We start from the raw sequence: 23,275 nt of genomic DNA, 5'->3' as shown, positions 1-23,275 counted from the left end.
AGTGATCTGAGCAATGGACAACGCCTGCGCGACAGTTGCTCAGCCCAGCAGCGCCACTGACTTGATCTGCGCCCACAAGGCCTGCCCCGGGTGCAGGCCAAGCTGGTCGGCGGAGAAGCGCGTGATACGCGCCAGCAAGGCATTGCCAGCGGCATCCAGGCTCACCAGCACGTGCGCCGGGTTGTCCGCAGGGCGGCATTCGCGCACGCTCACCGGCAGGCGGTTGAGGATGCTCGAGGTGCTGTCCTGGCTCAGGCTAAGGCTGACATCGCGGGCCTGCACCTTCACCCGCAGGCTGCTGCCAATTGCTTGTGGTGGGTGCGCGATACGCAGCAGCGGGCCGTGTTCGCCGGGCAGGCGCAGGTCAAGCAGTTCGTAGTGCGGGTCATAGCCACTGACCCGGCCTTCGAGCACCACGCCTGCGTCCTCGCCCTGGGCCAGCGACAGGTCCAGGCGCGCCAGGGTTTCGCCGATCGGCCCGCTGGCGGTGGCCTGGCCCTGTTCGAGCAGCACCAGGTGGTCGGCCAGGCGTGCCACTTCGTCCTGGGCGTGGCTGACGTACACCACCGGGATATCCAGCTCGTCGTGCAGGCGTTCCAGGTACGGCAGGATCTCGCGTTTGCGCGGGCCATCCAGGGCCGCCAGCGGCTCGTCCATCAGCAGCAGGCGCGGGCTGCTGAGCAAGGCGCGGGCGATACCGACCCGCTGCGCTTCACCACCAGACAACGTGGCGGGGCGCCGGGTTAGCAGGTGGCCGATGCCCAGCAGTTGGCAGGCTTGCTCGAGGCTGACCTTGCGCTCGCTCGCCGCGATCCGGCGCCAGCCGAACTCCAGGTTGCCGCGCACCGACAGGTGCGGGAACAGGCTGGCCTCCTGGAACACATAGCCCACCGGGCGCTGGTGCGGGGGGATGAACAGGCCGCGGGAGGAGTCTTCCCAGACCTCGCCATTGACCTCGATATAGGCATCGCTGGCGCGCTCCAGGCCTGCCAGGCAGCGCAGGCAGGAGGTTTTGCCGGAGCCGGAATGGCCGAACAGCGCGCTGATGCCGCGCCCTGGCAGGTGCAGGTCGACATCCAGGGTGAAAGCGTCACGCGCAAGGTTCAGGCGTGCGTGTATCGATGCGCTCATTTCAGCTCCAGCCAGCCTTGCCACGGCGGCCAGCATAAAGCATCAGCAACACCAGGAAGGAGAACACCAGCATGGACCCGGCCAGCCAGTGCGCTTGCGGATAGGCCATGGCCTCGACGTGATCGAAGATCTGCACCGAGACCACGCGGGTCTTGTCAGGAATATTGCCGCCGATCATCAGCACCACGCCGAACTCGCCCACGGTGTGGGCAAAACCAAGAATGCTGGCGGTGACGAAACCTGGGCGAGCCAGTGGCAGCACCACGTGAATGAACGTGTCCCAGGGGCTGGCGCGCAGCGTCGCGGCCACTTCCAGCGGGCGCTCGCCGATGGCGCCAAAGGCGTTCTGCAGGGGCTGCACCACGAACGGCATGGAGTACACCACCGAGCCGATCACCAGCCCTGTGAAGCTGAATACCACGCTGCCCAGGCCCAGGGCCTGGGTAGCCTGGCCGATCCAGCCATGGGGGCCAAGGGCGATCAGCAGGTAGAAGCCGATCACCGTCGGCGGCAGCACCAAAGGCAGCGCCACCACCGCGCCGATCGGCCCGCGCAGCCACGAGCGTGTGCGCGCCAGCCACCAGGCGATGGGGGTGCCCACCAGCAACAGGATCACCGTGGTCAGGCTGGCCAGCTTGAAGGTCAGCCAGATCGCGCCGAAGTCACTGGCGTCGAGCGGCATCAGAGCTCATAGCCGTACGATTTGATCACCGCAGCGGCTTTCGGGCCTTTGAGGTATTCCACCAGTGCCTTGGCGGCGGGGTTGTCCTTGCCTTTGTTGAGGATGACCGCGTCCTGGCGGATCGGGTCGTGCAGGCTGGCCGGAACGATCCAGGCCGAACCGCTGCTGACCTTGCCGTCCTTGTAGATCTGCGACAGCGCCACGAAGCCCAGCTCGGCGTTGCCGGTGGAAACGAACTGGAACGCCTGGGTGATGTTCTGGCCTTCGACCAGCTTGCCCTTGGTGGCTTCGGTCAGCTTGAGCTTGTCCAGCACCTGGGTGGCGGCCAGGCCGTAGGGCGCGGTTTTCGGGTTGGCGATGGACAGGTGCTTGTACTCGTTTTTCTTCAGCACTTCGCCCTTGGCATCGACGTAGCCTTCTTTGGCCGACCACAGCGCCAGGGTGCCGATGGCGTAGGTGAAGCGCGAGCCTGGGACGATTTCCTTTTCCTGCTCGAGCTTGGCCGGAGTGGTGTCGTCGGCGGAGAAGAACACTTCGAACGGCGCGCCGTTCTTGATTTGTGCGTAGAACTGGCCGGTGGCGCCGAACGAGGCGACCAGCTTGTGGCCGGTGTCCTTCTCGAAGTCCTTGGCGATCGCCTGGATCGGCGCTGTAAAGTTTGCAGCAACCGCGACCTGGACTTCATCGGCCCAGGCACTGTTGACGAAGATCAGGCTGGCGAGGGCGCTGGCGGCCAGGTGGGACAGGCGAATACGCATGGTACGTTCCTTGAGGTGGGTTATCGTTATGGTGCCGACTATATAGCGATAGGCCAGCCATCGGGAAGGGCAGTGCGCTGAAAAAACAGGGGGAGTTTCAGGTCGCGCCGATCTGTGTCGGCGCGTTGTCGGCGACGTTGCGGATGAGCCGCCGTGGTTCGCCTTGGGTATCCAGGGCGCTAGCGAGCAGCAGGGCGCTCAGAGCGCCTTGCTGACCTGGATATCGCTGACCTTCTCGGCATCCTCGCCGTGGATCTTGCGCAGCGCTTCCAAGGCTTGCTCGAGGGAGGCGTCGGGCATCAGGGCGAAGTCCCAGCGACGTTGGCCATCGAGCTTGTACTTGATCACATACTTGGTGGTCTGGGTCATGCTGTTATCCGAGTTTCGACGAAGAGCGGCGAACGATCTTGATCTTGTGGGTGAAGGCCGGCTTGCGCGTTACCGAGATCGGGCGCGTGGTCACGGTGTCGAGGGTGATGTTCCAGAAACCGGTGCTGGGCACGGTGATCCTGGCCGGGAAACGGTCGAAGGCGCCACCGTGGTAGGTGTGCCGGCCGCCATTCTTGAAGCTGCGGAAGTTGGCGTCGTTCATCAGGCGGATGTTGCAGCGCTGGGAGCACTCGATGACGACGACATCGTCCTCGTTGAGGTGCTCGCGCTGGTGTACGAATTTCATGTGGGGCTCCGCAAGGTAGGGTTCTGCAAACACGCAAGATACCATGATGTCGCGGTGAACTGCCGCGTTCGACATGTGCTCAGGGATAAATCTGCCAAAGCAGGGAGCAAATTTGCCTGGCCGTTGTCAGACGCTTTTTCGAGGTGGAGGGAGTTGAGCATGAAGTGGTTGATGGCGGCGTTCGTGGTGGCGCTGGGCGGCTGTGCAAGTGTCTCGGAGTTGGAGCAGTCGCGTGAAACCATGGATGTGATTTCCGGCAAGACGCCACGTCAATATGCCGACTGCGTCAAGGGCAAGCTGGCCGACAGCCGTGACCCACTGGTCGAGGAGCAGCGCGGCGAGGGGTTGCGGCTGCTGGTGCCGCAGAAGCTCAGCGCCGGCGATGGCCCGGCGGCCCTGGTGGACATCGACAAGCGCGGCAGCGGCAGCGCAATCAAGGTCTACGAGCGGCTGAACAACTTCCCGCTGCGTCCGGGTGATGTGCGCACGGCGGCAACCGAGTGCATCTCCGGTTCTTGACCTGGCTCAACGAACCTTGAACTAACCGGCCAGCGACCCGCACTTGGTCGGTTGGGTGATTGTTGCGATTCAACGTGCAGGGCTAGTATCCATTCTCTTATGTCTTTTAAGACTAAACTTATAACCAGAGAAATGGAGCTTCCTGATGAAACCGTTGAGTCGCGCCCTGATCGGCAGCTTGCTGATTGCGGGTTGGCCAGCGGCGCATGCCGCCGATGGCCAGAAAATCTTCAACCAGGGCGGGCAGAACCCCGCCGCCATGGCTTGCCTGGGGTGCCATGGTGCGGATGGCAAGGGCATTGCCGCCGCGGGTTTTCCCCGTTTGGCCGGGTTGTCCGCGGGCTACCTGGCCAAGCAGCTGAGGGATTTTCGCAGTGGCACACGCCAGCAGCCGGTGATGGAACCGCTGGCCAAGGCCATGAGCGATGACGAAATCCACGCAGTCAGCCAGTACCTGGCAGCACTGCCCGCCGACCCTGCGCCCGACCTGCGGCGCCAGCAGATCGCCCCCGACCCCATCACCCGCCTGGCCCTGTATGGCGACTGGCAACGCAACATCCCCGGTTGCGTGCAATGCCACGGCCCTGGTGGCGCGGGTATTGGCGAGCACTTCCCACCTTTGAGCGGCCAGCCCGCCGCCTACCTCGCAGCGCAACTCGATGCCTGGCGTGGCGGCACACGCAGCAACGACCCCAACCAGCTGATGGTCGGTGTGGCCAAGGCCATGACCGCCGATGAGGTCAAGGCTATCTCTGAATTCTTCGCCCAGCTCGCTCGCCAGGAGGCCAAGCCATGAAAGCTATGATTTGCGCCGTACTGCTGGCAGCCATCGGCAGCGCCCAAGCTGCGAATATCGCCATGGAAGACCAGTCCCAGCTCAAGGTGCCGGGGCAGCAGGCCGCGCCGTTGTTCAGCCCGCCAGCGGAAGATGCCTTGCCGGACAATGCCTTCGGCAAGAGTGTGCGCGAGGGCCATGCGCTGTTCGTCGACACCCGGCGGCTGATGCCCGAGGCTGTGGGCAATGGCATGAACTGCAGCAACTGCCACTTGGATCAGGGCCGCATGGCGCACTCCGCGCCGCTGTGGGGGGCGTACCCGATGTACCCCGCGTATCGCAAGAAGAACGACAAGGTCAATACTTACGCCGAGCGTATCCAGGGTTGCTTCCAGTTCAGCATGAACGGCACGCCACCGGCCGCCGACAGCCCGCAGATGACGGCCTTGAGCGTTTATTCCTACTGGCTGTCGACCCAGGCACCTACAGGTGTGGAGATACCTGGCCGTGGTTACCCGGAGGTCGCCCAGCCTGCCGGTGGCTACGACTTCAAGCGTGGCCAGCAGGTGTATCGCGAGCAATGCGCGATCTGCCATGGCGGCAATGGCGAAGGCCAGAAAGTGGCGGGCGAATACGTGATGCCGCCGCTGTGGGGCAAGGACGCCTACAACTGGGGCGCCGGCATGCACCGGATCAACACCGCGGCATCGTTCATCAAGCACAACATGCCGCTGGGCAAGCCCGGCAGCCTGAGCGACCAGCAGGCGTGGGACGTGGCGGCGTGGATCAACCGCCACGAGCGGCCGCAGGATCCTCGTCTGGTGGAGGGCTCCATCGAGAAGACGCGGGTGAAGTTCCATGCCAACGACGGGGTCAACCTGTATGGGCAGAAGGTCGATGGCGTGCTGATCGGGCAGGGCCTGTAACCTTGGCGTCCCGCCACTGTCACCGCCCTGCAACCCCCCTCGGGTAGCAATGGCCGTTATCTTCCTCAAGGAGTGCGGCCATGGAACTCTGTGTGATCGGGGCGGGATATGTGGGGCTGGTCACGGCGGCGTGTTTCGCGCAGATGGGCAACCGCGTGGTGTGCCTGGAGCGTGACCAGGCGCGCCTTGCACAGTTGCGCCAGGGCCAGTGCCCGATCTATGAGCCCGGCCTTGCGCCGCTGTTGCAGGAAGGCCTGCACAGCAGCCAGTTGATCTTCACCGACAGTTGGGAGCAGGCCTTGGCCCGCGCCGAGGTGGTGTTCATTGCCGTGGGCACGCCAAGCCAGGAAGACGGCTCGGCCGACCTGCAGCATGTGCTGGCCGTGGCCGACAGCCTGGGTTGCCAGCTGCGCCGGGCCTGCCTGGTGGTGAACAAGTCGACCGTGCCGGTCGGCACCGCCGAGCGCGTGGCCCGGCATATCGCTGTTGGCCTGCGCGCGCGCGGCGCAACGTGCCAGGTAGAGGTGGCGAGCAACCCGGAGTTCCTCAAGGAGGGCAGTGCGGTCGAAGACTTCATGCGCCCCGACCGCATCATCATCGGCACTGACAGCGAAGCCGCCAGCCAATGCCTGCAACGCCTCTACGCGCCGTTCGTGCGCAACCGCGAGCGGGTGCTGGCGATGACCCCGCGCGCTGCTGAATTCAGTAAATACGCAGCCAACGCCTTCCTGGCCACCAAGGTCTCTTTCATCAACGAGCTGGCGGGCCTATGCGCTCACCTGAACGTGGACATCGAGCAAGTACGCCGGGGCATCGGCAGCGACCGGCGCATCGGCAGCCACTTCATCTACGCCGGTTGTGGCTATGGCGGCTCGTGCTTTCCCAAGGATGTGCGGGCGCTGATCCACACCGCCGAGCAGCAAGGCTACCGGCCTGCGATCCTGCAAGCGGTGCAGGCCCGCAATGTCGAGCAGAAAACCCTGCTGTTCCGCGCTTTGCAGCAGCATTTTGGTGGTTTCCTGCGCGGCCGTAACGTGGCCTTGTGGGGCTTGGCGTTCAAACCCGGCACAGACGATTTGCGTGAGGCGCCGAGCCTGGTGCTGCTCGATGCCTTGCTGGCCGCAGGGGCGCGGGTGCAGGCTTGCGACCCGGCAGCCTTGGCCGGGGTGGCGGCGGCCTACCCCGAGGCGCTCGCCAGTGGCCAACTGCGCCTGGGCGAAGACCCCTATGCGTGCGTGGAAGGCGCCGATGCGCTGGTGCTGGTGACCGAGTGGAAGCAGTTTCGCCAGCCGGATTTTCGCCGGGTTCGTGGTCTGATGCGCATGCCGGTGCTGTTCGATGGACGCAATATTTATGATCCGTTTGAACTTACCGAGCTGGGTTATCTCTATCATGGCATCGGTCGGCCACAGGTGGGGCATTGTAAGGTGACCGCCGCCTGATTAGACTGCGCCGAATATCACAGGCCCAGCCCTTGTTTAAGGATGTATATGATCAAGAAATGCTTGTTCCCGGCAGCCGGTTACGGCACCCGCTTCCTGCCCGCTACCAAAGCCATGCCCAAGGAAATGCTGCCGGTGGTGAACAAGCCACTGATCCAGTACGGCGTCGAAGAGGCCCTGGATGCGGGCCTGAGCGAGATCTCCATCGTCACTGGCCGCGGCAAGCGTGCCCTGGAAGACCACTTCGACATCAGCTATGAGCTGGAAAACCAGATCAAGGGCACCGACAAGGAAAAATACCTGGTCGGTATCCGCCGTCTGCTCGACGAGTGCTCGTTCTCCTATACCCGCCAGACCGAAATGAAAGGCCTGGGCCACGCCATCCTCACCGGCCGTCCGCTGATCGGCGACGAGCCGTTCGCCGTGGTACTGGCCGACGACCTGTGCGTGAACGTCGACGGTGATGGCGTGCTGACCCAGATGGTCAAGCTGTACAAGCAGTTCCGCTGCTCGATCGTCGCCATCCAGGAAGTCGACCCGCAGGAAACCAACAAGTACGGCGTGATCGCCGGCGACATGATCCGCGACGACATCTTCCGCGTGACCAACATGGTCGAGAAGCCCAAGCCTGAAGACGCACCGTCGAACCTGGCGATCATCGGCCGCTACATCCTGACCCCGGATATCTTCGACATCATCGAGAACACCGAGCCAGGCAAGGGTGGCGAGATCCAGATCACCGACGCCCTGTTGCAGCAGGCGCAGAACGGTTGCGTGATTGCCTACAAGTTCAAGGGCAAGCGTTTCGACTGCGGCGGCGCCGAAGGCTACATCGACGCCACCAACTTCTGCTTCGAGAACTTCTACAAGACCGGCAAGGCCTACTAAGGCGCAGGTTGCGTACGGCGCTTGCAGCCGACCAGAAAAAGAGCCACCCTCGGGTGGCTTTTTTTGTGGAGTCTGGAAAGTGGCCTACGATTTTGATCTGTTCGTGATTGGCGCCGGTTCCGGCGGGGTGCGCGCCGCGCGTTTCGCGGCGGGCTTTGGTGCGAAAGTGGCGGTGGCCGAAAGCCGCTACCTGGGTGGCACCTGTGTCAACGTCGGCTGCGTGCCGAAGAAGCTGCTGGTGTATGGCGCCCATGTCGCCGATGAACTCGAGCAGGCCGCAGGCTTCGGCTGGACCCTCGAGGAAGGGCATTTCGACTGGGGCACACTGATCGCCAACAAGAACCGCGAAATCGAGCGCCTCAACGGCATCTACCGCAACCTGCTGGTCAACAGCGGCGTAACGCTGCTACAGGGGCATGCACGCATCACCGGCGCTAATGAGGTGGAAGTCGAAGGCCAGCGCTACAGCGCTGCCAACATCCTCATCGCCACCGGCGGCTGGCCATACGTGCCGGACATCCCCGGCAAGGAACTGGCCATCACCTCCAACGAGGCGTTCTACCTCAAGCAATTGCCACGGCGCGTGCTGGTGGTCGGCGGCGGCTACATCGCGGTGGAATTCGCCGGTATCTTCCAGGGCCTGGGCGCCAATACCAGCTTGCTGTACCGCGGCGACCTGTTCCTGCGCGGTTTCGACGGCTCGGTACGCACCCACCTGAAGGAAGAGCTGGAAAAGCGCGGCCTGGACTTGCAGTTCAACGCCGATATCCAACGCATCGACCAGCAAGCCGATGGCAGCCTCAAGGCCACCCTCACGGACGGCCGCGAGCTGGTTGCCGACTGCGTGCTCTATGCCACCGGGCGGCGTCCGATGCTCGACAACCTGGGCCTTGAGAACACCGGTGTGGAACTGGATGAGCGCGGCTACATCCGTGTCGATGAGCAGTACCGCACCACCGCACCTTCGGTGTTCGCCCTGGGCGATGTGATCGGCCGCGTGCAGCTCACCCCGGTGGCACTGGCCGAGGGCATGGCGGTGGCACGCCAGCTGTTCAAGCCAGAGCAGTACCGCCCGGTGGACTACCAGAACATCCCGACTGCGGTGTTCAGCCAGCCACCGATCGGCACCGTGGGCCTGACTGAAGAGGACGCGCTCAAAGCCGGGCACAAGGTGCAGATTTTCGAGAGCCGTTTCCGGGCGATGAAGCTGACCCTCACCGACATTCAGGAAAAGACCCTGATGAAGCTGGTGGTGGACGCCGACACCGACAAGGTGCTGGGGTGCCACATGGTCGGGCCGGACGCAGGCGAAATCATCCAGGGCCTGGGCATTGCCCTCAAGGCAGGCGCTACCAAGCAGCAGTTCGATGAAACCATTGGCGTGCACCCGACCGCTGCCGAAGAGTTCGTCACGATGCGTACCATCACCCGCTGAGCCGTCCTAAGACACTTCAGGCATTTGAATCTGTAGGAGCGGGCTTGCCCGCGAACCAGGGCATAGCCCTGGCCCTGCACCGCGGAGTATGGCACCGGCTCCTCCGGTGTTCGCGGGCAAGCCCGCTCCTACAGAGCTCTGCATCGCCAAGTAGCCCCCGCAATCCTTTGCTCAGCTCATTCCCTTCTATTAATAAAGCCCGGTTATAGCCAAAACCAATCAATAGCATGAGGTTTGCCAATGAGCCTTTCCCAGGCCCGTTGGTTAGGATTCTCTCCGTCAACGATTTCAAACCCCCTGAAGGAGAGTCTCTCGTGCCAATCATCAACAGCCAAGTCAAACCGTTCACCGCCACTGCCTACCACAAAGGCGAATTCGTTCCAGTGAGCGATGCCGACCTGAAAGGCAAATGGTCCGTCGTGTTCTTCTACCCAGCAGACTTCACCTTCGTCTGCCCGACCGAACTGGGCGACCTCGCTGACAACTACGCCGAGTTCAAGAAACTGGGCGTCGAGATCTACGGCGTGTCCACCGACACCCACTTCACCCACAAAGCCTGGCACGACACCTCGGACACCATCGGCAAGATCCAGTACCCACTGATCGGTGACCCGACCCACATCATCTCGCGCAACTTCGACGTGCTGATCGAAGAAGCTGGCCTGGCTGACCGCGGCACCTTCGTGATCAACCCAGAAGGCCAGATCAAGATCGTCGAACTGAACGACGGTGGTGTAGGCCGTGACGCCAGCGAGCTGCTGCGCAAGGTGAAAGCTGCCCAGTACGTTGCTGCCCACCCAGGCGAAGTTTGCCCGGCCAAGTGGAAAGAAGGCGAAGCCACCCTGGCGCCTTCCCTGGACCTGGTCGGCAAGATCTAAGACCGTGCGCCAGAGCCGGGCGGTGAGCAACCGCCACACTTGAGTTCATCACCGCCCCGAAAAACGCCCGGGCGACCTCGCCTGGGCGTTTTTATTTACACGCTTGAAATAAGGAATCGCCCGTATGTTGGACGCCACGCTTAAATCGCAACTGAAAACCTACCTCGAGCGGGTCACCCAGCCTATCGAGATCGTCGCCTCCCTCGACGACGGCGCGAAGTCCCGCGAAATGCACGACCTGCTGGTGGAAATCGCTGGCCTGTCGAACCTCATTACCCTGAGCGCGGATGGCAGCGATGCACGTCGCCCGTCGTTCTCGCTCAACCGCCCAGGGGGCGATATCAGCCTGCGTTTCGCCGGCATCCCCATGGGTCATGAATTCACCTCGCTGGTGCTGGCGCTGCTGCAAGTCGGCGGCCACCCATCCAAGGCCAGTGCCGAAGTGATCGAGCAGATCCAGGCGATCGAAGGTGAGTTCCTGTTCGAAACCTACTTCTCGCTGTCCTGCCAGAACTGCCCGGACGTGGTCCAGGCGCTGAACCTGATGGCGGTGCTCAACCCCAATATTCGCCACGTGGCCATCGATGGCGCGCTGTTCCAGGACGAAGTGGAAAGCCGCAAGATCATGGCGGTGCCGAGCATCTACCTGAATGGCGAAGTGTTCGGCCAGGGCCGCATGGGCTTGGAAGAGATCCTCGGCAAGATCGACACCAGCGCCGGCAGCCGCCAGGCCGAGAAGATCAACGCCAAGGACGCCTTCGATGTGTTGGTGGTCGGCGGTGGCCCCGCTGGCGCCGCTGCTGCGATCTATGCAGCGCGCAAAGGCATTCGTACCGGCGTTGCCGCCGAGCGTTTCGGCGGCCAGGTGCTCGACACCCTGGCCATCGAGAACTTCATCTCGGTGCAGGAGACCGAAGGGCCGAAACTGGCCACGGCCTTGGAAGAGCACGTCAAGCAGTACGAAGTCGACATCATGAACCTGCAACGCGGCGAGTCGCTGATTCCCGCTACCGATGGCGGCCTGCACGAAGTACGTCTGGCCAGCGGTGCCTCGCTCAAGGCCAAGACCGTGATCCTGGCCACCGGTGCGCGCTGGCGCGAAATGAACGTGCCGGGCGAGCAGGAGTACCGCTCCCGTGGCGTGGCCTACTGCCCACACTGTGATGGCCCGCTGTTCAAGGGCAAGCGCGTGGCGGTGATCGGCGGCGGCAACTCGGGTGTGGAAGCGGCCATCGACCTGGCCGGTATCGTCGCCCAGGTGACGCTGATCGAGTTCGACAGCCAGCTGCGTGCCGATGCCGTGTTGCAGCGCAAGCTGCACAGCCTGCCGAACGTCAAGGTGATCACCAGTGCGCTGACCACCGAAGTGCTGGGCAATGGCGAGAAGGTCAACGGCCTGCGCTACAAGGACCGCACCACTGATGAGCTGCACACCGTGGAACTCGAAGGTATCTTCGTGCAGATCGGCCTGCTGCCCAACACCGACTGGCTCAAGGGCACGGTCGAGTTGTCGCCGCGTGGTGAGATCATCGTCGATGCCAAAGGCCAGACCAACATCCCGGGCGTATTCGCTGCAGGCGATGTGACCACGGTGCCGTACAAGCAGATCGTCATCGCGGTAGGTGAGGGCGCCAAGGCCTCGCTGGCCGCGTTCGACCACCTGATCCGTACCTCCGCACCGGCCTGAGGCTGATTGCGGTACAGAAAAACGCCGCCGTTTCGTGAGAGACGGCGGCGTTTTTTTCGTGGAAGGTCCAGGCACACCGGCTGTCTATCATTAAGCCCAGGCCTCTACCGGATACCGCCATGACTCTGATAAGCCGCGAACCCTGGTGGCTGGTGCCACCCAAGCCCGGTCAGCAGGAACAGGACCTGCACTGGGGCTATCTGGAAATCTATGCCGACGGCAGTACCGTGTTCGTCGACCAGCGCCCCAGCGACCAAGAGCTGGCCGAGCGCAAGAGCTGCCGTAATTTCCCCAAGCCGGAATAACCCGGTTCAGCCCTCCAGCTGAGCCAGGCGCGCCTCCAAGGCGGCGACCCGCGCTTCCAGCGCTTCGATGCGTTCATCCGAGGCGCCACCGCTGCGCTCGCCCGCGCCTTGCTGGCGCGCCGAAAGAATCGCCTCGATTTCTGCCGGGTCGCCCAGGGCGTGGGTGTAGCGGTCCTCGCGCTGGCCGGCCTGGCGTGGCAGGTGCAGCGCCAGCTCGCGCGATACCAGGCGTTCGAGTTGGTGCTGCACCTGCTCGGCGTCTTCGAATTCGTGCAGGCGGTTGCTGCGGGTCAGCAATTCGTTCACGGTTTGCGGCCCGCGCAGGAACATCAGGCCCATCAGCACCAACTGCGCCGGCACCAGTTCCAGCGCCTTGTCCACCCGCTGCTCCCAGCGGTCGGCGCGGCTGCCCATCTGCAGGCGGGTCAGGTCCTGGCCCTCGAGGGCACGCAGGGCCTGGCCGACCTGGCCGGGGGAGAGGTTCATCACCGGCTCCCGGCTGGTCTTCTGGTTACAGGCCAATACCAGGGCATTGAGGGTCAGCGGGTAGGCTTCCGGGCTGGTGGCCTGCTTCTCGATCAACGCGCCCAACACGCGGACCTCGGTGCTGCTGAAGCGGCCTTCGCCTGCGGTTTCGTGTTCTGACATGGCCCTGTCTCATTGCGAGGAAAAAGGCCACTAGCCTAGGCGTTGCGTCAGGCTTAGGCAATCGTGGGGCTGCGCGGCAGCCCCGTTTGCTCACGCGTTGCGCCGTTCCATCGCCTGGCACGCCGCTGCGGTGAACAGCACGTCGGTCGAGGAGTTCAGCGCGGTTTCCGCCGAGTCTTGCAGCACGCCGATGATGAAGCCGACCGCCACCACCTGCATGGCCACCTCGCTGGGAATGCCGAACAGACTGCACGCCAGCGGAATCAGTAGCAGCGAGCCGCCGGCCACGCCCGAAGCACCGCAAGCACAGACGGCCGCTACCACGCTGAGCAGCACGGCCGTGGGCAGGTCGACCGCGATGCCCAGGGTGTTCACCGCAGCCAGGGTCAGCACGGTAATGGTGATGGCCGCGCCGGCCATGTTGATGGTCGCGCCCAGCGGGATCGACACCGAATAGGTGTCTTCATGCAGGCCCAGGCGTTGCGAAAGCGCCAGGTTGACCGGAATGTTGGCCGCCGAGCTGCGGGTAAAGAAGGCGGTAATGCCGCTTTCACGCAGGCACATCAGCACCAGCGGGTAGGGGTTGCGGCGAATCTGCCAGAACACGATCAGCGGGTTGACCACCAACGCCACGAACAGCATGCAGCCGATCAGTACTGCCAACAGGTGTAGGTAGCCGAGCAGGGCGTCCAGGCCCGATTGCGCCAGGGTCGAGCTGACCAGGCCGAAGATCCCCAGCGGGGCGAAGCGGATCACCACGCGCACGATCAGGGTCACGCCGTTGGACAAATCCTCGACCACCGTGCGGGTGGTGTCGTTGGCATGGCGCAACGCGATGCCCAGGCCGATGGCCCAGGTCAGGATGCCGATGAAGTTGGCGTTCATCAGCGCCGAGACCGGGTTGTCCGGCGCTCAACAGCAGGTTCTGCAGTACTTCCGTGATGCCGCCGGGGGCACTCAGCGCCGCCTCGCTGCTGTGCAGCACCAGGCTCGAGGGGAAGGCCATGCTGGCGATCACCGCCACCACGGCGGCGGCAAAGGTGCCCAGCAGGTACAGCCAGAGAATCGGGCGGATGTGGGTTTCCTGGCCATGGCGATGGTTGGCGATCGAGGCCATCACCAGGATGAACACCAGTACCGGGGCCACGGCCTTGAGGGCCGAGACGAACACTTTGCCGAGGAAGGCCAGGTCAAGGGCAAGGCTTGGGGCGAGCAGGGCCAGCAGGATGCCAGCGACCAGGCCGATGACGATCTGGGTCACCAGGCTGGTGCGGTTGAGCAGACGAAGAACGGGGGACATGTGCAACGTAATCTCGGGCTTGAACGAATCGGCGATCTTAACACAGGGTGTTGTAGGTCTTTTCCGGCTGGTTACCAGTTGAACAATTCCCGCCGCGCCCCTTCGGTAATCGCCACGATGCCGGGGTGCTTGACCTTGCGCTCCACCGAAATGGCATAGAACGACTCGTGTACCGCCTCGGTCTGGCCGATCAACTGAACCCCATACTGGCGGCACACTTCGTCGGCAATCACGCTTGGGGCCACGAAGATGCCGCTGCCGGACTGCCCGAAGGCCTGCATCAAGGCACTGTCGTCGAACTCGCCGATGATACGCGGCTGCACCTGCTGTTCAGCCAACCAGCGTAGCAGGCGGCTGCGCACCACGGTTTCCTGGCCGGGCACCAGCAACGGGGCATCGTCCAGGCAGGCGGGGAAGGGGCGGGAATATCGGCGGGCCAAGGCAGGGGTGGCGAAGAAGCTCAGGCCGCATTCGCCCAGTTTCTGGCTGTAGCCCTTGATGTCCAGGTGGCTGGGCATGGGGCTGTCGGAAATCACCAGGTCAAGGCGCTGGATTGCCAGGTCGCCCAGCAAGCGCTCGAGTTTGTCTTCGCGGCAGTTGATACGCAGTGCCTCGTCCAATTCCATGGTCGGCGCCAACAGGCGGTAGACGATGGACTTGGGCACCACGTCGGCAACGCCCACGCGAAACAGGATCTGCTCCTGGGGCCCGGCACGCAGCAGCGCCTCCAGCTCACCGCCGATCTGGAACATCTGCTCGGCATAGGCCAGCGTCTGACGGCCGGTCTCGGTCAGTTCCAGCTGGCGGCCGACGCGCTGGAACAATTCCAGGTTGTAGGTCTGTTCGAACAGGCTGATCTGCCCGCTGATTGTCTGTGGGGTCAGGTTCAGTTGCTCGCTGGCGCGGGTAATGCTGCCAGTGCGGGCGACCACCCAGAAGTAGTGGAGTTGGCGGTAATTGAGCATGGTGACGGTTCGATTCGTAAAAACCGAAGTATAACCGCTGAAAATACGAATTTTCCTGAAGTATCGTGCTCTTTAGAATGCGCTCCCATCAGGCGTCCTGTGCGTCGCCGAGATATCGACAAGCGAGGACACCATGCTACAACTGAAATCCATTGGCACTCCGCTGGTACTGGCCTTGGCCCTGTTCGCCATGGCGGGCTGCGACCAGGCCGAGAAATCCGCCCAGAAGATGCTCGACCAGGCTGCGGAATCGGCCAAGCAGGCGATCGACAAGACCAACGACGCCGCCCAGCAGGCCTTGAACGAGGCCATCGGCAGCGAAGGCAAGCCGGCCGAGGACGGCGAAGACAAGAAAGACACCCAGGACATCTGATCGAAGGAACACCCCATGGAATACTTGCTGGAACTCGCCGCGAGCCCGACCGCATGGATCGCACTGGCCACCCTGGTGGCGATGGAAGTCGTGCTGGGTATCGACAACTTGATCTTCATCTCGATTCTGACCAACAAGCTGCCTGAGGCCTACCGCTCGAAGGCGCGACGCATCGGTATCAGCATGGCCTTGATCATGCGCCTGGCGCTGCTCAGCACCGTGGCCTGGATCGTCCAGCTGACCGACCCGGTCATCGAGCTGTTTGGCAAGGCGTTCTCCTGGAAGGACATGATCCTGATCGCCGGTGGCCTGTTCCTGCTGTGGAAGGCGACCAAGGAGATCCACGAAAGTGTCGACCCGCATGGTGCCAAGGAAGAGTCCAAGGTCGGCTCTACCGTGACCCTGGGCTTCGCCGCCGCGATCTTCCAGATCCTGCTGCTGGACATCGTGTTCTCGGTCGACAGCATCATCACCGCCGTGGGCATGACCGAGCACCTGCCGATCATGATCATTGCCGTGGTTGCTGCTGTGATCGTGATGATGGTGGCCGCCGACCCGCTGGCCAACTTCATCAACGAAAACCCGACCGTGGTCATGCTGGCCCTGGGCTTCCTGATCATGATCGGCATGACCCTGATCGCCGAAGGCTTCGGCGTCCATGTGCCGAAAGGCTATGTGTATGCAGCCATGGCCTTCTCGACGGCGATCGAGGTGCTGAACATCCTGACGCGCCGTGCACGCTTGAAGCGTGAGGCTGCCGAAGGCTGATCGGTGCATCAAGCAACAAGGACGGGGCGCTTAGGCGCCCCGTTTGCATTTTCACGTAAACACGGGCGAAGCCCGTGCCATTCGGCACGGTGCCCGCAAAAGATTTACCGAAAGAAATGAATCAGTGTGCGTTGGCGTGTCGCCGTGCGCGTTGCACGTGCCGCTCGATTTGTTGCGCCTTGTGGGGCGGATGGTGAGGGTGGCTGTGGCGTTTCACGATGCGCAACACCCCCCACAGCATGGCGGCCGCTACGCTCAGCCACATGCCGACCAGCATCAGAATTGCCATTGTCAGGCTCATGTGTGCCTCCTTCTCTCGGGCCAGCCCCAGGCTCGCCCTCCAGACACCTCTTTAGTCTAGCCTTCCCCTCGTGACGTTCCATTGACTTAAGGTCTAACCCTTGGGTCGATTCGTTCCAAGCCCGCGCCGGGCTATACCCAGGCACGTCAGCGGCCTATTATCGAGGCCCACTGCCGGGCGCTGTCTGCCTGGCGTCGAGACAAGCGAGTGCCCATGCCGCAAGAAGCCCTTCCAACGATGATCGCCGCGCCACGTCGACTACTGGCCGCCTGTCTGCTGGCTGCCAGCCTGGCGGGTTGCGCCAGTGCACCGCCGGCCAGCCTCAATGGCCTGGCGCAGAAGGTCGAGATCAGCAGCGTGCCGTTCTACCAGGGCAACGCCAATTTCAGTGGTTCCATGGCCCTGGCGGCCATGCTGTCCCAGCAAGGGGTGCGCATTACCCCGGGGTTGCTGGATAAGCCACTGGGCCTGCCGCAGGATGCCGAGAAGCTGCAGGCCGGTATCCCACGGGTAGCCCGCGAGTACGGCATGTTGGTGTACCCGCTGGAGCCGCGCCTCGATGCGCTGTTCACCCAGGTGGCCGCAGGCAACCCGGTGCTGCTGCGCTACCAAGAGGGTTCGGCGTGGTGGGGCGAGCCGCGCTATGCGGTAATGGTCGGCTATGACCGCTACAAGAAGCGGGTGCTGCTGCGTTCGGGTATGCAGCGCCGGCTGTTGGTGGACATGGATGACTTCCAATCGGCCTGGGAAAAAGAAGGACGCTGGGCGGTGCTGGTGCAGTCGCCCCGTCACCTGCCGGCCCAGGTCGACCGCCAGCGTTGGTTGCAGGAAGCCGATGAGCTGGCCCGTGCAGGCCAGGAAATCGCTGCCAGGCAAGCTGTCGATACCTTAGGACGCTGAAAATGACAGGGGGCAAGCCGGACCGCTCCGGCTTGCCCCCTGTTGGCGTCGCTATTGCCTCGGGTACGATCAGATCCCCAGGCGGTCACGCAGGCTGTAGTACCAGGCGCCGAGGGCGCTGAACGGTACGCGCAGCAGCTGGCCACCCGGGAACGGGTAGTGTGGCAGGTCGGCGAAGGCGTCGAAACGCTCGGCCTGGCCACGCAGGGCCTCGGCCAGCACCTTGCCTGCCAGGTGGGTGTAGGTCACGCCGTGGCCCGAGCAACCCTGGGAGTAATAGATGTTGTCGCCGATACGGCCCACTTGCGGCAAGCGCGACAGGGTCAGCAGGAAGTTGCCGGTCCAGGCGAAGTCGATCTTCACATCCTTGAGCTGCGGGAAGGCCTTGAGCATCTTCGGGCGAATGATCGCTTCGATGTTTGCCGGGTCACGTGCGCCGTACACCACGCCACCCCCGAAGATCAGGCGCTTGTCGCCGGTCAGGCGGTAGTAGTCGAGCAGGTAGTTGCAGTCCTCGACGCAGTAGTCCTGCGGCAGCAAGGTGCGGGCCAGTTCATCGCTCAGTGGCTCGGTGGTGATCACCTGGGTGCCGCAGGGCATGGACTTGGCGGCCAGCTCCGGCACCAGGTTGCCCAGGTAGGCGTTGCCGGCAACGATGATGAACTTGGCGCGCACCTTGCCCTGTGGGGTGTGTACCACTGGGTTGGCGCCGCGCTCGATACGGATGGCAGGCGTTTGCTCATAGATGATGCCGCCCAGCGACTCGACCGCGGCGGCTTCGCCCAGGGCCAGGTTGAGCGGGTGGATATGGCCGCCGCTCATGTCCAGCATGCCGCCGATGTAGTTGTCGCAGGCCACCACTTCGCGAATGCGCTTTTGGTCCATCAGTTCCAGCTGGGTGTGGCCGAAGCGTTCCCACAGGCGCTTTTGCGATTCCAGGTGGCCCATCTGCTTGGTGGTGAGGGCGGCGAACACGCCACCGTCCTTCAGGTCGCACTGGATGTTGTACTTGGCCACGCGCTCACGAATGATACGCCCGCCCTCGAAGGCCATCTGGCCCAGCAGTTGCGCCTGCTTGGGGCCGACGGTGCGTTCAATCACGTCGATGTCGCGGCTATAGCTGTTGACGATCTGGCCGCCGTTGCGGCCCGAGGCGCCGAAGCCGACCTTGGCGGCCTCGACGATGCTGACCTTGAAACCGTTTTCCAGCAGGAACAGGGCGCTGGAAAGGCCGGTGTAGCCAGCGCCGATAATGCAGATATCGGTCTCCACCTCACCCTGCAGCGCCGGACGTGGCGGCACCGGGTTGGCCGAGGCGGCGTAGTAGGACTGGGGGTAGGGGGTAGTGGCCATGCTCGGGAAACCTCATGTGTTATATTTTTAACGAATGTAGCGATGCTATCAATAATAATAAACACCCGCTAGTCGTCCGGTGAAAATCCTTTACAGGTCCGAGAACACTTGGTTTTACGCAAATATTTTTAGAATCAGTAGCTTAGCCCTAAAAAAATAGTTGACAGCCCTTTGGAAGCGCGTAGAATGCGCCCACATCGAAGGCACATAGCTCAGTTGGTTAGAGCACCACCTTGACATGGTGGGGGTCGTTGGTTCGAGTCCAATTGTGCCTACCAAATCGAAAAAGGGGCGATCCGCAAGGGTCGCCCTTTTTGCATTGGGCTGCTACGAAAGCAGCGCCAAGGTCATCGCAAAGTTTTTGATTTTTTTGAAAAAAGCGCTTTACAGGTGTGCAGTGTCACCTTAATATGCGCGCCACACGACAGGCACATAGCTCAGTTGGTTAGAGCACCACCTTGACATGGTGGGGGTCGTTGGTTCGAGTCCAATTGTGCCTACCAAACCAGAAGAAGGGCGATCCGAAAGGGTCGCCCTTTTTCGTGTTGCCCGGAATTCTGTAACAGCCTGCGACAGCCTGGCCATCGGCGGCGTTCGGGCGTCATGGTAGAATTCGGCCCTTCGAAACAGGAGATGGACGCGTGCGCAAACTGGCGGTGGTAGTGGCGGTGCTGGCCCTGGCTGGCTGTGAGAACGAGGTCGAGGGCGTGCACAACCAGGTGGCTGAACACCTGGATAACCCCAAGACAGCCAAGTTCGCCAACGTGCGGATAGACACCCAGGGCACCATCTGCGGGCAGGTCCGTGACAAGGACGAGGCCGGTAAATACACCCCTTATCGCAGCTACGTTGCCATCAAACGCGACGGCCAGTACGAGATCCTGGTCGACGAAACCGGCAATAACCTGCGCATTCGCGAAGTGTGCGGCGGTGCCGACCTGCAGCGCCGCGCCGATGCCCTGGCCGACCAGCCTGCGCCAGAAGGTTGGGATGTGGAAGTGGTGCAGGGCGCCAATATGGGGGCGCTCAGCGACATGACCGCGCGCCTGATCGAAAAGGGCATTCCGTCTTTCGTCGAGTACCGCGAGGGCAAGCCGGTGGTGTTGATGGGGCCGTTCCCTACCAAGGCTGAGGCCGACGCGCGCAAGGCCGATGTGATGGCGCGCATGGGCACCGATTCGATCGTCATCCAGCACGGCGTCGAGCGTTAACCCTCGGAAGTCGGGAACAGACGCCTCGCCGCGTCGGTCCTACCAGTGTGAGCGACTATGCTTACACTGAGGACGATGGGGTGAGGGGCGCGTCATGGCTACTCTGGAGCGGGCAATTGCATTGGCAACCAAGGCCCATGCAGGGCAAATCGACAAGGGCGGGGCGGATTACATCCTGCACCCGCTGCGGGTGATGGGGCGTGTATGGACGCCTGAGCAGCGCATCGTCGCCGTGCTGCACGATGTGCTCGAAGACACTCCGGTAACCTTGTCAGACCTGGCCCGCGCCGGCTTCCCCCTGAAAATCCTTGCCGCACTGCTGGCCCTGAGCCGCCGCGAAGGCGAGCGCTACGAGGACTTCGTGGTGCGCCTGGGCAGTGACCCGCTGGCGCGCGAGGTCAAGCTGGCAGACCTTGCCGACAACAGCGACCTTTCGCGCATTCCCTACCCAGGCCCGGCCGACCTTGCCCGGCTCAACCGCTATCACCAGGCCAGCGCTTACCTCCAGGCGCTGGCCTGATTCGTTTGCGGCTCAGGCCTTTTCCTGATCGGCGTTCAGCGCCTGCATGCAGTCATCCATCAAGGCATGCAGGGCCAGCGTACGCGCGTGCCCCAGTTCGGCGTGAAGGGCCTCCTGCGCCGCCTGCCAGGCCTGCCGGCCTTCCTGCTGTTTCAAGCGACCTTCTTCGGTAATTGCAACGGCGCGGCTGCGCGCATCGCCGCCCGCACCAATGCTCAGCCAGCCTTGGGCAACCAGTGGCTGCATGTTGCGTGACAGGGTCGAGGGCTCCATCTGCATGGCCTTGGCCAGCTCGCCAGGGCGCAGCGGGCCGAGGCGCAGTACGTGGGATAGCAGGGCGTACTGGGTGTTCTTCAACCCGATCGATGCCAGCTGCTGGTCGTAGTGGCGAGTGATAGTGCGCGTCAATTGACGCAATTTGAGATTGGTGCAGCCAAGTGGCTTGATGGGTGTGTTCATGTGGATTATTGTACCTGCAACAGTTGCATATGCAACTATGTGGGCGACGCACGCTGACCGCTAGCGTCAACGCCCGGAAAAATGGGTTTCCTTATTCGGGAGCAGCTATGCACTACGCACCTTTTGGCAAGACCGGCGTTCAACTGTCGCAACTGGCCCTGGGTACCGGCAACTTCGGCACGAGCTGGGGTCACGGTGCTGAAGCCGATGTCAGCCAGGCCATGCTCGAGGCCTACCTCGAGGCGGGGGGCAATATCGTCGATACCGCCGATATGTACCAGTTCGGCGAGTCTGAAACCATCCTCGGCAAGCTGCTGGCTGGGCGTCGTGACGAGGTGTTCCTGGCCAGCAAGTTCGCCAAGGGCGTCACGCCCACGCCCGGTGTGCTGGCCACCGGCAACAGCCGCAAGGCCATGGTGGCGTCGCTGGAGGGCAGCCTCAAGCGCCTGAATACTGACCGCATCGACCTGTACTGGGTGCATTTCCCGGATGATGTCACCCCCACCGAAGAGCTGGTGCGTGGCCTGGAAGACCTGTCGCGCTCCGGCAAGGTGCTGTATGTCGGCTTGTCCAACTTCCCGGCCTGGCGCATCGCTCATGCTGCCACCTACGCCGAGCTGACCCGCGCCGTGCCCATTGCCGCTGCGCAGTTCGAGCACAGCCTGGTGCGCCGCGAGGCCGAGCTGGACCTGTTCCCGACCTGCCAGGCCCTGGGCATCGGCATGATGGCCTATTCGCCGCTGGGCGGCGGCATGCTTACCGGCAAGTACCGCAAGGGCGAGGCGGGGCGCGCCCAGGGCTTGGGTGGCAAGGTATTCCAGGCAGAGGATTCTGCGCAGCGCAGCGCCATTCTCGACACGTTGCTGGAGGTGGCCGAGGAGCTGGCGGCGCCTGCCGACCAAGTGGCGATCGCCTGGGCGGCCACGCACCCGTCCACGCCTTTGATCGGCCCGCGTTCGCTGGCGCAATTGCAGTCGAACCTGGCAGCGCTGCAGTTGCAGCTGTCCAGTGACCAGGTGAAGCGCCTGGATGACGTGAGCCAGGTGGTGTCGCTGCCGGTCGCCCGGTGAATGGGCTGAGGGCCGGCAGCGTCTCGTACTACCGGCAGTTGCCTGCCTTGCGATAGCCCGCTGCCTGGGCCTCGGCTTCGGACCCGAACATCACCTGGTTCTTGGCCGACACCTGCGAATAGCCGGGGCAGCCCTCGGCCAGGTGGTACACGCGGCTGTTCTGGTTGCCGATGATGCTGGCGCCACTTGCTGCGCCGTTGCCAGCCTTGGCCAGTGTCGCTTGCGGCGCTGGGCGCGGCGCGGGCTTGGCGATGGGGCTCAGCACGCCATCGGCCACCGGTTTGTAGCCGGGTGTCCATTGGCGCTCGCCGGTGACGAACGGGTTGGAATGGCCCATGACGGCGGCGATGCGCCGGTCGCGTTCACGTTCCCAGGGGGTCACCGGGTGCTGCTTGTCCCAGGCCATCAGCAGCTGTTGCTGTTGGCGCGACATGCTCAGGTTGTAGCGGTCGAACATGTAGAAGCTGGTGCGCGCCACCAGGCCCTTGACTTCATCACGCGGCTCGGCGGCCTTCTGGTTGAAGTCGACCCGGGTCTTGCACTGGCCGTACTGCGGGCCGACGCTGCTGACCATGCCGAAGTTGAAATTGCTGCGGTCGCCGTTCACCTCGCCCACGGCAGGGTAGAGGTTGAACAGGTTGGCTTCCATGGCGCGGAACACCGGGTCGTCGTCGACGCAATTCTCGCGGCCGCCATTCTTCCAGCACTGGCGTTGATGGCCGAGTGTCCAGGCCGGCACGATGTGTTCCCACTCGGTGCGCTCGGCGCGGCTTTGCTGCTTGCGGGTTTCATAGCCGCAGGAGGCGGGGTCGATACGCCCGCCCGACTTGCCGACCCAGGTCCATTTGCAGCCACAGTACAGGTCGCCCAGGGCGCTGTTGGCCTGGTCGAGGTAGACCTTCTGCTTGGCCACGACCTTGGCTTCGGAGAAGGTCGCAGGCGGTGTCGAGAATGCGGGTGGAACAAAGGCAAATGCCAAGGCAATGGCATACAACAGTCTTTTCATGGGCAGGCAACAGGTCATTCGAGGAGAGGGGGGAGGTGCTCAGTCTTCCTTGGGCACGGTCCAGAAAATCTGCACACCGCCGTCGTCGCGGTAGGCAAGGGTAACGTTGTCGTTCTCGGCAATCTCTTCGAGCAGGGTTTCCCAGTCATCGGGCGACTCGTGCTCCAGGCGGAAGATCAGTGCGGCGCGGCTGCGCTGGGCGGTAGGGCTGTTGATGATCTTCTGGATGCGTACACCCAGCTGTTCGTAATTGCTGGGTGCGGCGGTAGCGGAAGTGCTGGCCATAAGGCTTTCCCTTT

Annotated in this window: 27 protein-coding genes, 2 tRNA genes and 1 pseudogene; 17 read left to right on the top strand and 13 right to left on the bottom strand. The window is 63.1% G+C overall.

Annotated features, from left to right (window positions below; genetic code table 11):
* Positions 1–39 precede the first annotated feature (39 nt).
* The 5 genes from modC to ACQKPE_RS01545 all read right to left on the bottom strand — a co-directional run bounded on the left by modC (position 40) and on the right by ACQKPE_RS01545 (position 3,247).
* Positions 40–1,131, bottom strand: coding sequence for a molybdenum ABC transporter ATP-binding protein (gene modC, locus ACQKPE_RS01565; protein WP_427663010.1), 1,092 nt, complete (start codon positions 1,129–1,131; stop codon positions 40–42).
* Position 1,132: 1 nt separating this feature from the next.
* A complete protein-coding gene (modB, locus tag ACQKPE_RS01560; protein WP_427663009.1) occupies positions 1,133–1,813 on the bottom strand; it encodes a molybdate ABC transporter permease subunit in 681 nt (226 codons plus the stop codon).
* Entirely contained in the window at positions 1,813–2,571 is a 759-nt protein-coding gene (gene modA / locus ACQKPE_RS01555; protein WP_427663008.1) for a molybdate ABC transporter substrate-binding protein, read from the bottom strand. The genes modB and modA overlap by 1 nt, the downstream gene beginning before the upstream one ends.
* Before the next feature lie 198 nt (positions 2,572–2,769).
* Positions 2,770–2,940, bottom strand: coding sequence for a hypothetical protein (locus ACQKPE_RS01550; protein ID WP_427663007.1), 171 nt, complete (start codon positions 2,938–2,940; stop codon positions 2,770–2,772).
* Between the two features lie 4 nt (positions 2,941–2,944).
* On the bottom strand, positions 2,945–3,247 hold the full coding sequence (locus tag ACQKPE_RS01545) for a DUF1883 domain-containing protein (protein WP_375097751.1): 303 nt from the start codon (positions 3,245–3,247) through the stop codon (positions 2,945–2,947).
* Between the two features lie 159 nt (positions 3,248–3,406).
* Between ACQKPE_RS01545 and ACQKPE_RS01540 the strand changes: the two genes are divergently transcribed.
* From ACQKPE_RS01540 to ACQKPE_RS01500, 9 genes are all read left to right on the top strand, one after another.
* Complete coding sequence (locus ACQKPE_RS01540) at positions 3,407–3,766, top strand: hypothetical protein (protein WP_427663006.1); 360 nt, start codon at positions 3,407–3,409, stop codon at positions 3,764–3,766.
* A 145-nt stretch (positions 3,767–3,911) separates the two neighbouring features.
* Complete coding sequence (locus tag ACQKPE_RS01535) at positions 3,912–4,562, top strand: c-type cytochrome (protein ID WP_427663005.1); 651 nt, start codon at positions 3,912–3,914, stop codon at positions 4,560–4,562.
* Positions 4,559–5,467: a c-type cytochrome gene (locus ACQKPE_RS01530; protein ID WP_427663004.1), complete on the top strand. Its 909-nt coding sequence runs from the start codon at positions 4,559–4,561 to the stop codon at positions 5,465–5,467. Before ACQKPE_RS01535 ends, ACQKPE_RS01530 begins: the two co-directional genes overlap by 4 nt.
* 80 nt (positions 5,468–5,547) lie before the next feature.
* Complete coding sequence (locus ACQKPE_RS01525) at positions 5,548–6,909, top strand: UDP-glucose dehydrogenase family protein (RefSeq protein WP_427663003.1); 1,362 nt, start codon at positions 5,548–5,550, stop codon at positions 6,907–6,909.
* Between the two features lie 48 nt (positions 6,910–6,957).
* A complete protein-coding gene (gene galU, locus ACQKPE_RS01520; RefSeq protein ID WP_427663002.1) occupies positions 6,958–7,797 on the top strand; it encodes a UTP--glucose-1-phosphate uridylyltransferase GalU in 840 nt (279 codons plus the stop codon).
* A 79-nt stretch (positions 7,798–7,876) separates the two neighbouring features.
* Positions 7,877–9,232, top strand: coding sequence for a glutathione-disulfide reductase (gene gorA, locus ACQKPE_RS01515; protein ID WP_427663001.1), 1,356 nt, complete (start codon positions 7,877–7,879; stop codon positions 9,230–9,232).
* A 314-nt stretch (positions 9,233–9,546) separates the two neighbouring features.
* A complete protein-coding gene (ahpC, locus tag ACQKPE_RS01510; RefSeq protein ID WP_427663000.1) occupies positions 9,547–10,110 on the top strand; it encodes an alkyl hydroperoxide reductase subunit C in 564 nt (187 codons plus the stop codon).
* 124 nt (positions 10,111–10,234) lie between these two features.
* Entirely contained in the window at positions 10,235–11,797 is a 1,563-nt protein-coding gene (gene ahpF / locus ACQKPE_RS01505; protein ID WP_427662999.1) for an alkyl hydroperoxide reductase subunit F, read from the top strand.
* Positions 11,798–11,916: 119 nt separating this feature from the next.
* On the top strand, positions 11,917–12,102 hold the full coding sequence (locus ACQKPE_RS01500) for a hypothetical protein (RefSeq protein ID WP_427662998.1): 186 nt from the start codon (positions 11,917–11,919) through the stop codon (positions 12,100–12,102).
* A 6-nt stretch (positions 12,103–12,108) separates the two neighbouring features.
* Here ACQKPE_RS01500 and ACQKPE_RS01495 read toward each other — a convergent pair whose 3' ends face one another.
* From ACQKPE_RS01495 to nhaR, 3 genes and pseudogenes are all read right to left on the bottom strand, one after another.
* Positions 12,109–12,750 carry a YceH family protein gene (locus ACQKPE_RS01495; RefSeq protein WP_427662997.1) on the bottom strand — a complete coding sequence of 214 codons (642 nt, stop codon included), beginning with the start codon at positions 12,748–12,750 and terminating at the stop codon, positions 12,109–12,111.
* A 90-nt stretch (positions 12,751–12,840) separates the two neighbouring features.
* Positions 12,841–14,050, bottom strand: a pseudogene (gene sstT, locus ACQKPE_RS01490) (serine/threonine transporter SstT).
* Between the two features lie 71 nt (positions 14,051–14,121).
* Positions 14,122–15,015, bottom strand: coding sequence for a transcriptional activator NhaR (gene nhaR / locus ACQKPE_RS01485; protein WP_427662996.1), 894 nt, complete (start codon positions 15,013–15,015; stop codon positions 14,122–14,124).
* A gap of 133 nt (positions 15,016–15,148) precedes the next feature.
* Between nhaR and ACQKPE_RS01480 the strand changes: the two genes are divergently transcribed.
* On the top strand, positions 15,149–15,388 hold the full coding sequence (locus ACQKPE_RS01480) for a hypothetical protein (RefSeq protein WP_427662995.1): 240 nt from the start codon (positions 15,149–15,151) through the stop codon (positions 15,386–15,388).
* Between the two features lie 15 nt (positions 15,389–15,403).
* A complete protein-coding gene (locus ACQKPE_RS01475) occupies positions 15,404–16,156 on the top strand; it encodes a TerC family protein (protein WP_427662994.1) in 753 nt (250 codons plus the stop codon).
* Between the two features lie 121 nt (positions 16,157–16,277).
* On the opposite strand, the gene ACQKPE_RS01470 is transcribed toward ACQKPE_RS01475, so the two are convergent.
* On the bottom strand, positions 16,278–16,457 hold the full coding sequence (locus ACQKPE_RS01470) for a hypothetical protein (protein ID WP_427662993.1): 180 nt from the start codon (positions 16,455–16,457) through the stop codon (positions 16,278–16,280).
* Positions 16,458–16,670: 213 nt separating this feature from the next.
* Here ACQKPE_RS01470 and ACQKPE_RS01465 point away from each other — a divergent pair, with 213 nt between their 5' ends.
* The gene (locus ACQKPE_RS01465) at positions 16,671–17,357 is read left to right on the top strand and encodes a peptidase C39 family protein (protein WP_427662992.1); all 687 of its coding nucleotides are present in this window, start codon (positions 16,671–16,673) and stop codon (positions 17,355–17,357) included.
* A 69-nt stretch (positions 17,358–17,426) separates the two neighbouring features.
* Here ACQKPE_RS01465 and ACQKPE_RS01460 read toward each other — a convergent pair whose 3' ends face one another.
* Positions 17,427–18,710: an NAD(P)/FAD-dependent oxidoreductase gene (locus ACQKPE_RS01460; protein ID WP_427662991.1), complete on the bottom strand. Its 1,284-nt coding sequence runs from the start codon at positions 18,708–18,710 to the stop codon at positions 17,427–17,429.
* 201 nt (positions 18,711–18,911) lie between these two features.
* On the opposite strand from ACQKPE_RS01460, the gene ACQKPE_RS01455 reads away from it, so the two are divergent.
* From ACQKPE_RS01455 to ACQKPE_RS01440, 4 genes are all read left to right on the top strand, one after another.
* A tRNA-Val gene (locus ACQKPE_RS01455) sits at positions 18,912–18,988 on the top strand.
* A gap of 148 nt (positions 18,989–19,136) precedes the next feature.
* Positions 19,137–19,213, top strand: a tRNA-Val gene (locus ACQKPE_RS01450).
* A 138-nt stretch (positions 19,214–19,351) separates the two neighbouring features.
* Positions 19,352–19,921, top strand: a complete 570-nt coding sequence (locus ACQKPE_RS01445; RefSeq protein ID WP_427662990.1) for an SPOR domain-containing protein — start codon at positions 19,352–19,354, stop codon at positions 19,919–19,921.
* A 94-nt stretch (positions 19,922–20,015) separates the two neighbouring features.
* Positions 20,016–20,441, top strand: coding sequence for a GTP pyrophosphokinase (locus tag ACQKPE_RS01440; RefSeq protein WP_427662989.1), 426 nt, complete (start codon positions 20,016–20,018; stop codon positions 20,439–20,441).
* 12 nt (positions 20,442–20,453) lie between these two features.
* On the opposite strand, the gene ACQKPE_RS01435 is transcribed toward ACQKPE_RS01440, so the two are convergent.
* Complete coding sequence (locus ACQKPE_RS01435) at positions 20,454–20,900, bottom strand: MarR family winged helix-turn-helix transcriptional regulator (protein WP_427662988.1); 447 nt, start codon at positions 20,898–20,900, stop codon at positions 20,454–20,456.
* A 107-nt stretch (positions 20,901–21,007) separates the two neighbouring features.
* Between ACQKPE_RS01435 and ACQKPE_RS01430 the strand changes: the two genes are divergently transcribed.
* Positions 21,008–21,970, top strand: a complete 963-nt coding sequence (locus tag ACQKPE_RS01430) for an aldo/keto reductase (RefSeq protein ID WP_427662987.1) — start codon at positions 21,008–21,010, stop codon at positions 21,968–21,970.
* A gap of 28 nt (positions 21,971–21,998) precedes the next feature.
* Here the strand turns inward: ACQKPE_RS01430 and ACQKPE_RS01425 are convergent, their stop codons facing one another.
* Positions 21,999–22,976: an endonuclease gene (locus tag ACQKPE_RS01425; RefSeq protein WP_427662986.1), complete on the bottom strand. Its 978-nt coding sequence runs from the start codon at positions 22,974–22,976 to the stop codon at positions 21,999–22,001.
* A gap of 39 nt (positions 22,977–23,015) precedes the next feature.
* Positions 23,016–23,261 carry a DUF1654 domain-containing protein gene (locus tag ACQKPE_RS01420; protein WP_427662985.1) on the bottom strand — a complete coding sequence of 82 codons (246 nt, stop codon included), beginning with the start codon at positions 23,259–23,261 and terminating at the stop codon, positions 23,016–23,018.
* Positions 23,262–23,275: the final 14 nt, after the last annotated feature.

The sequence above is a fragment of the Pseudomonas sp. NPDC089554 genome, from assembly GCF_050280645.1.
Taxonomy (GTDB): domain Bacteria; phylum Pseudomonadota; class Gammaproteobacteria; order Pseudomonadales; family Pseudomonadaceae; genus Aquipseudomonas.
Note: the sequence above shows the minus strand (reverse complement) of the source record. Positions and strands in the feature narration are given on the sequence as shown.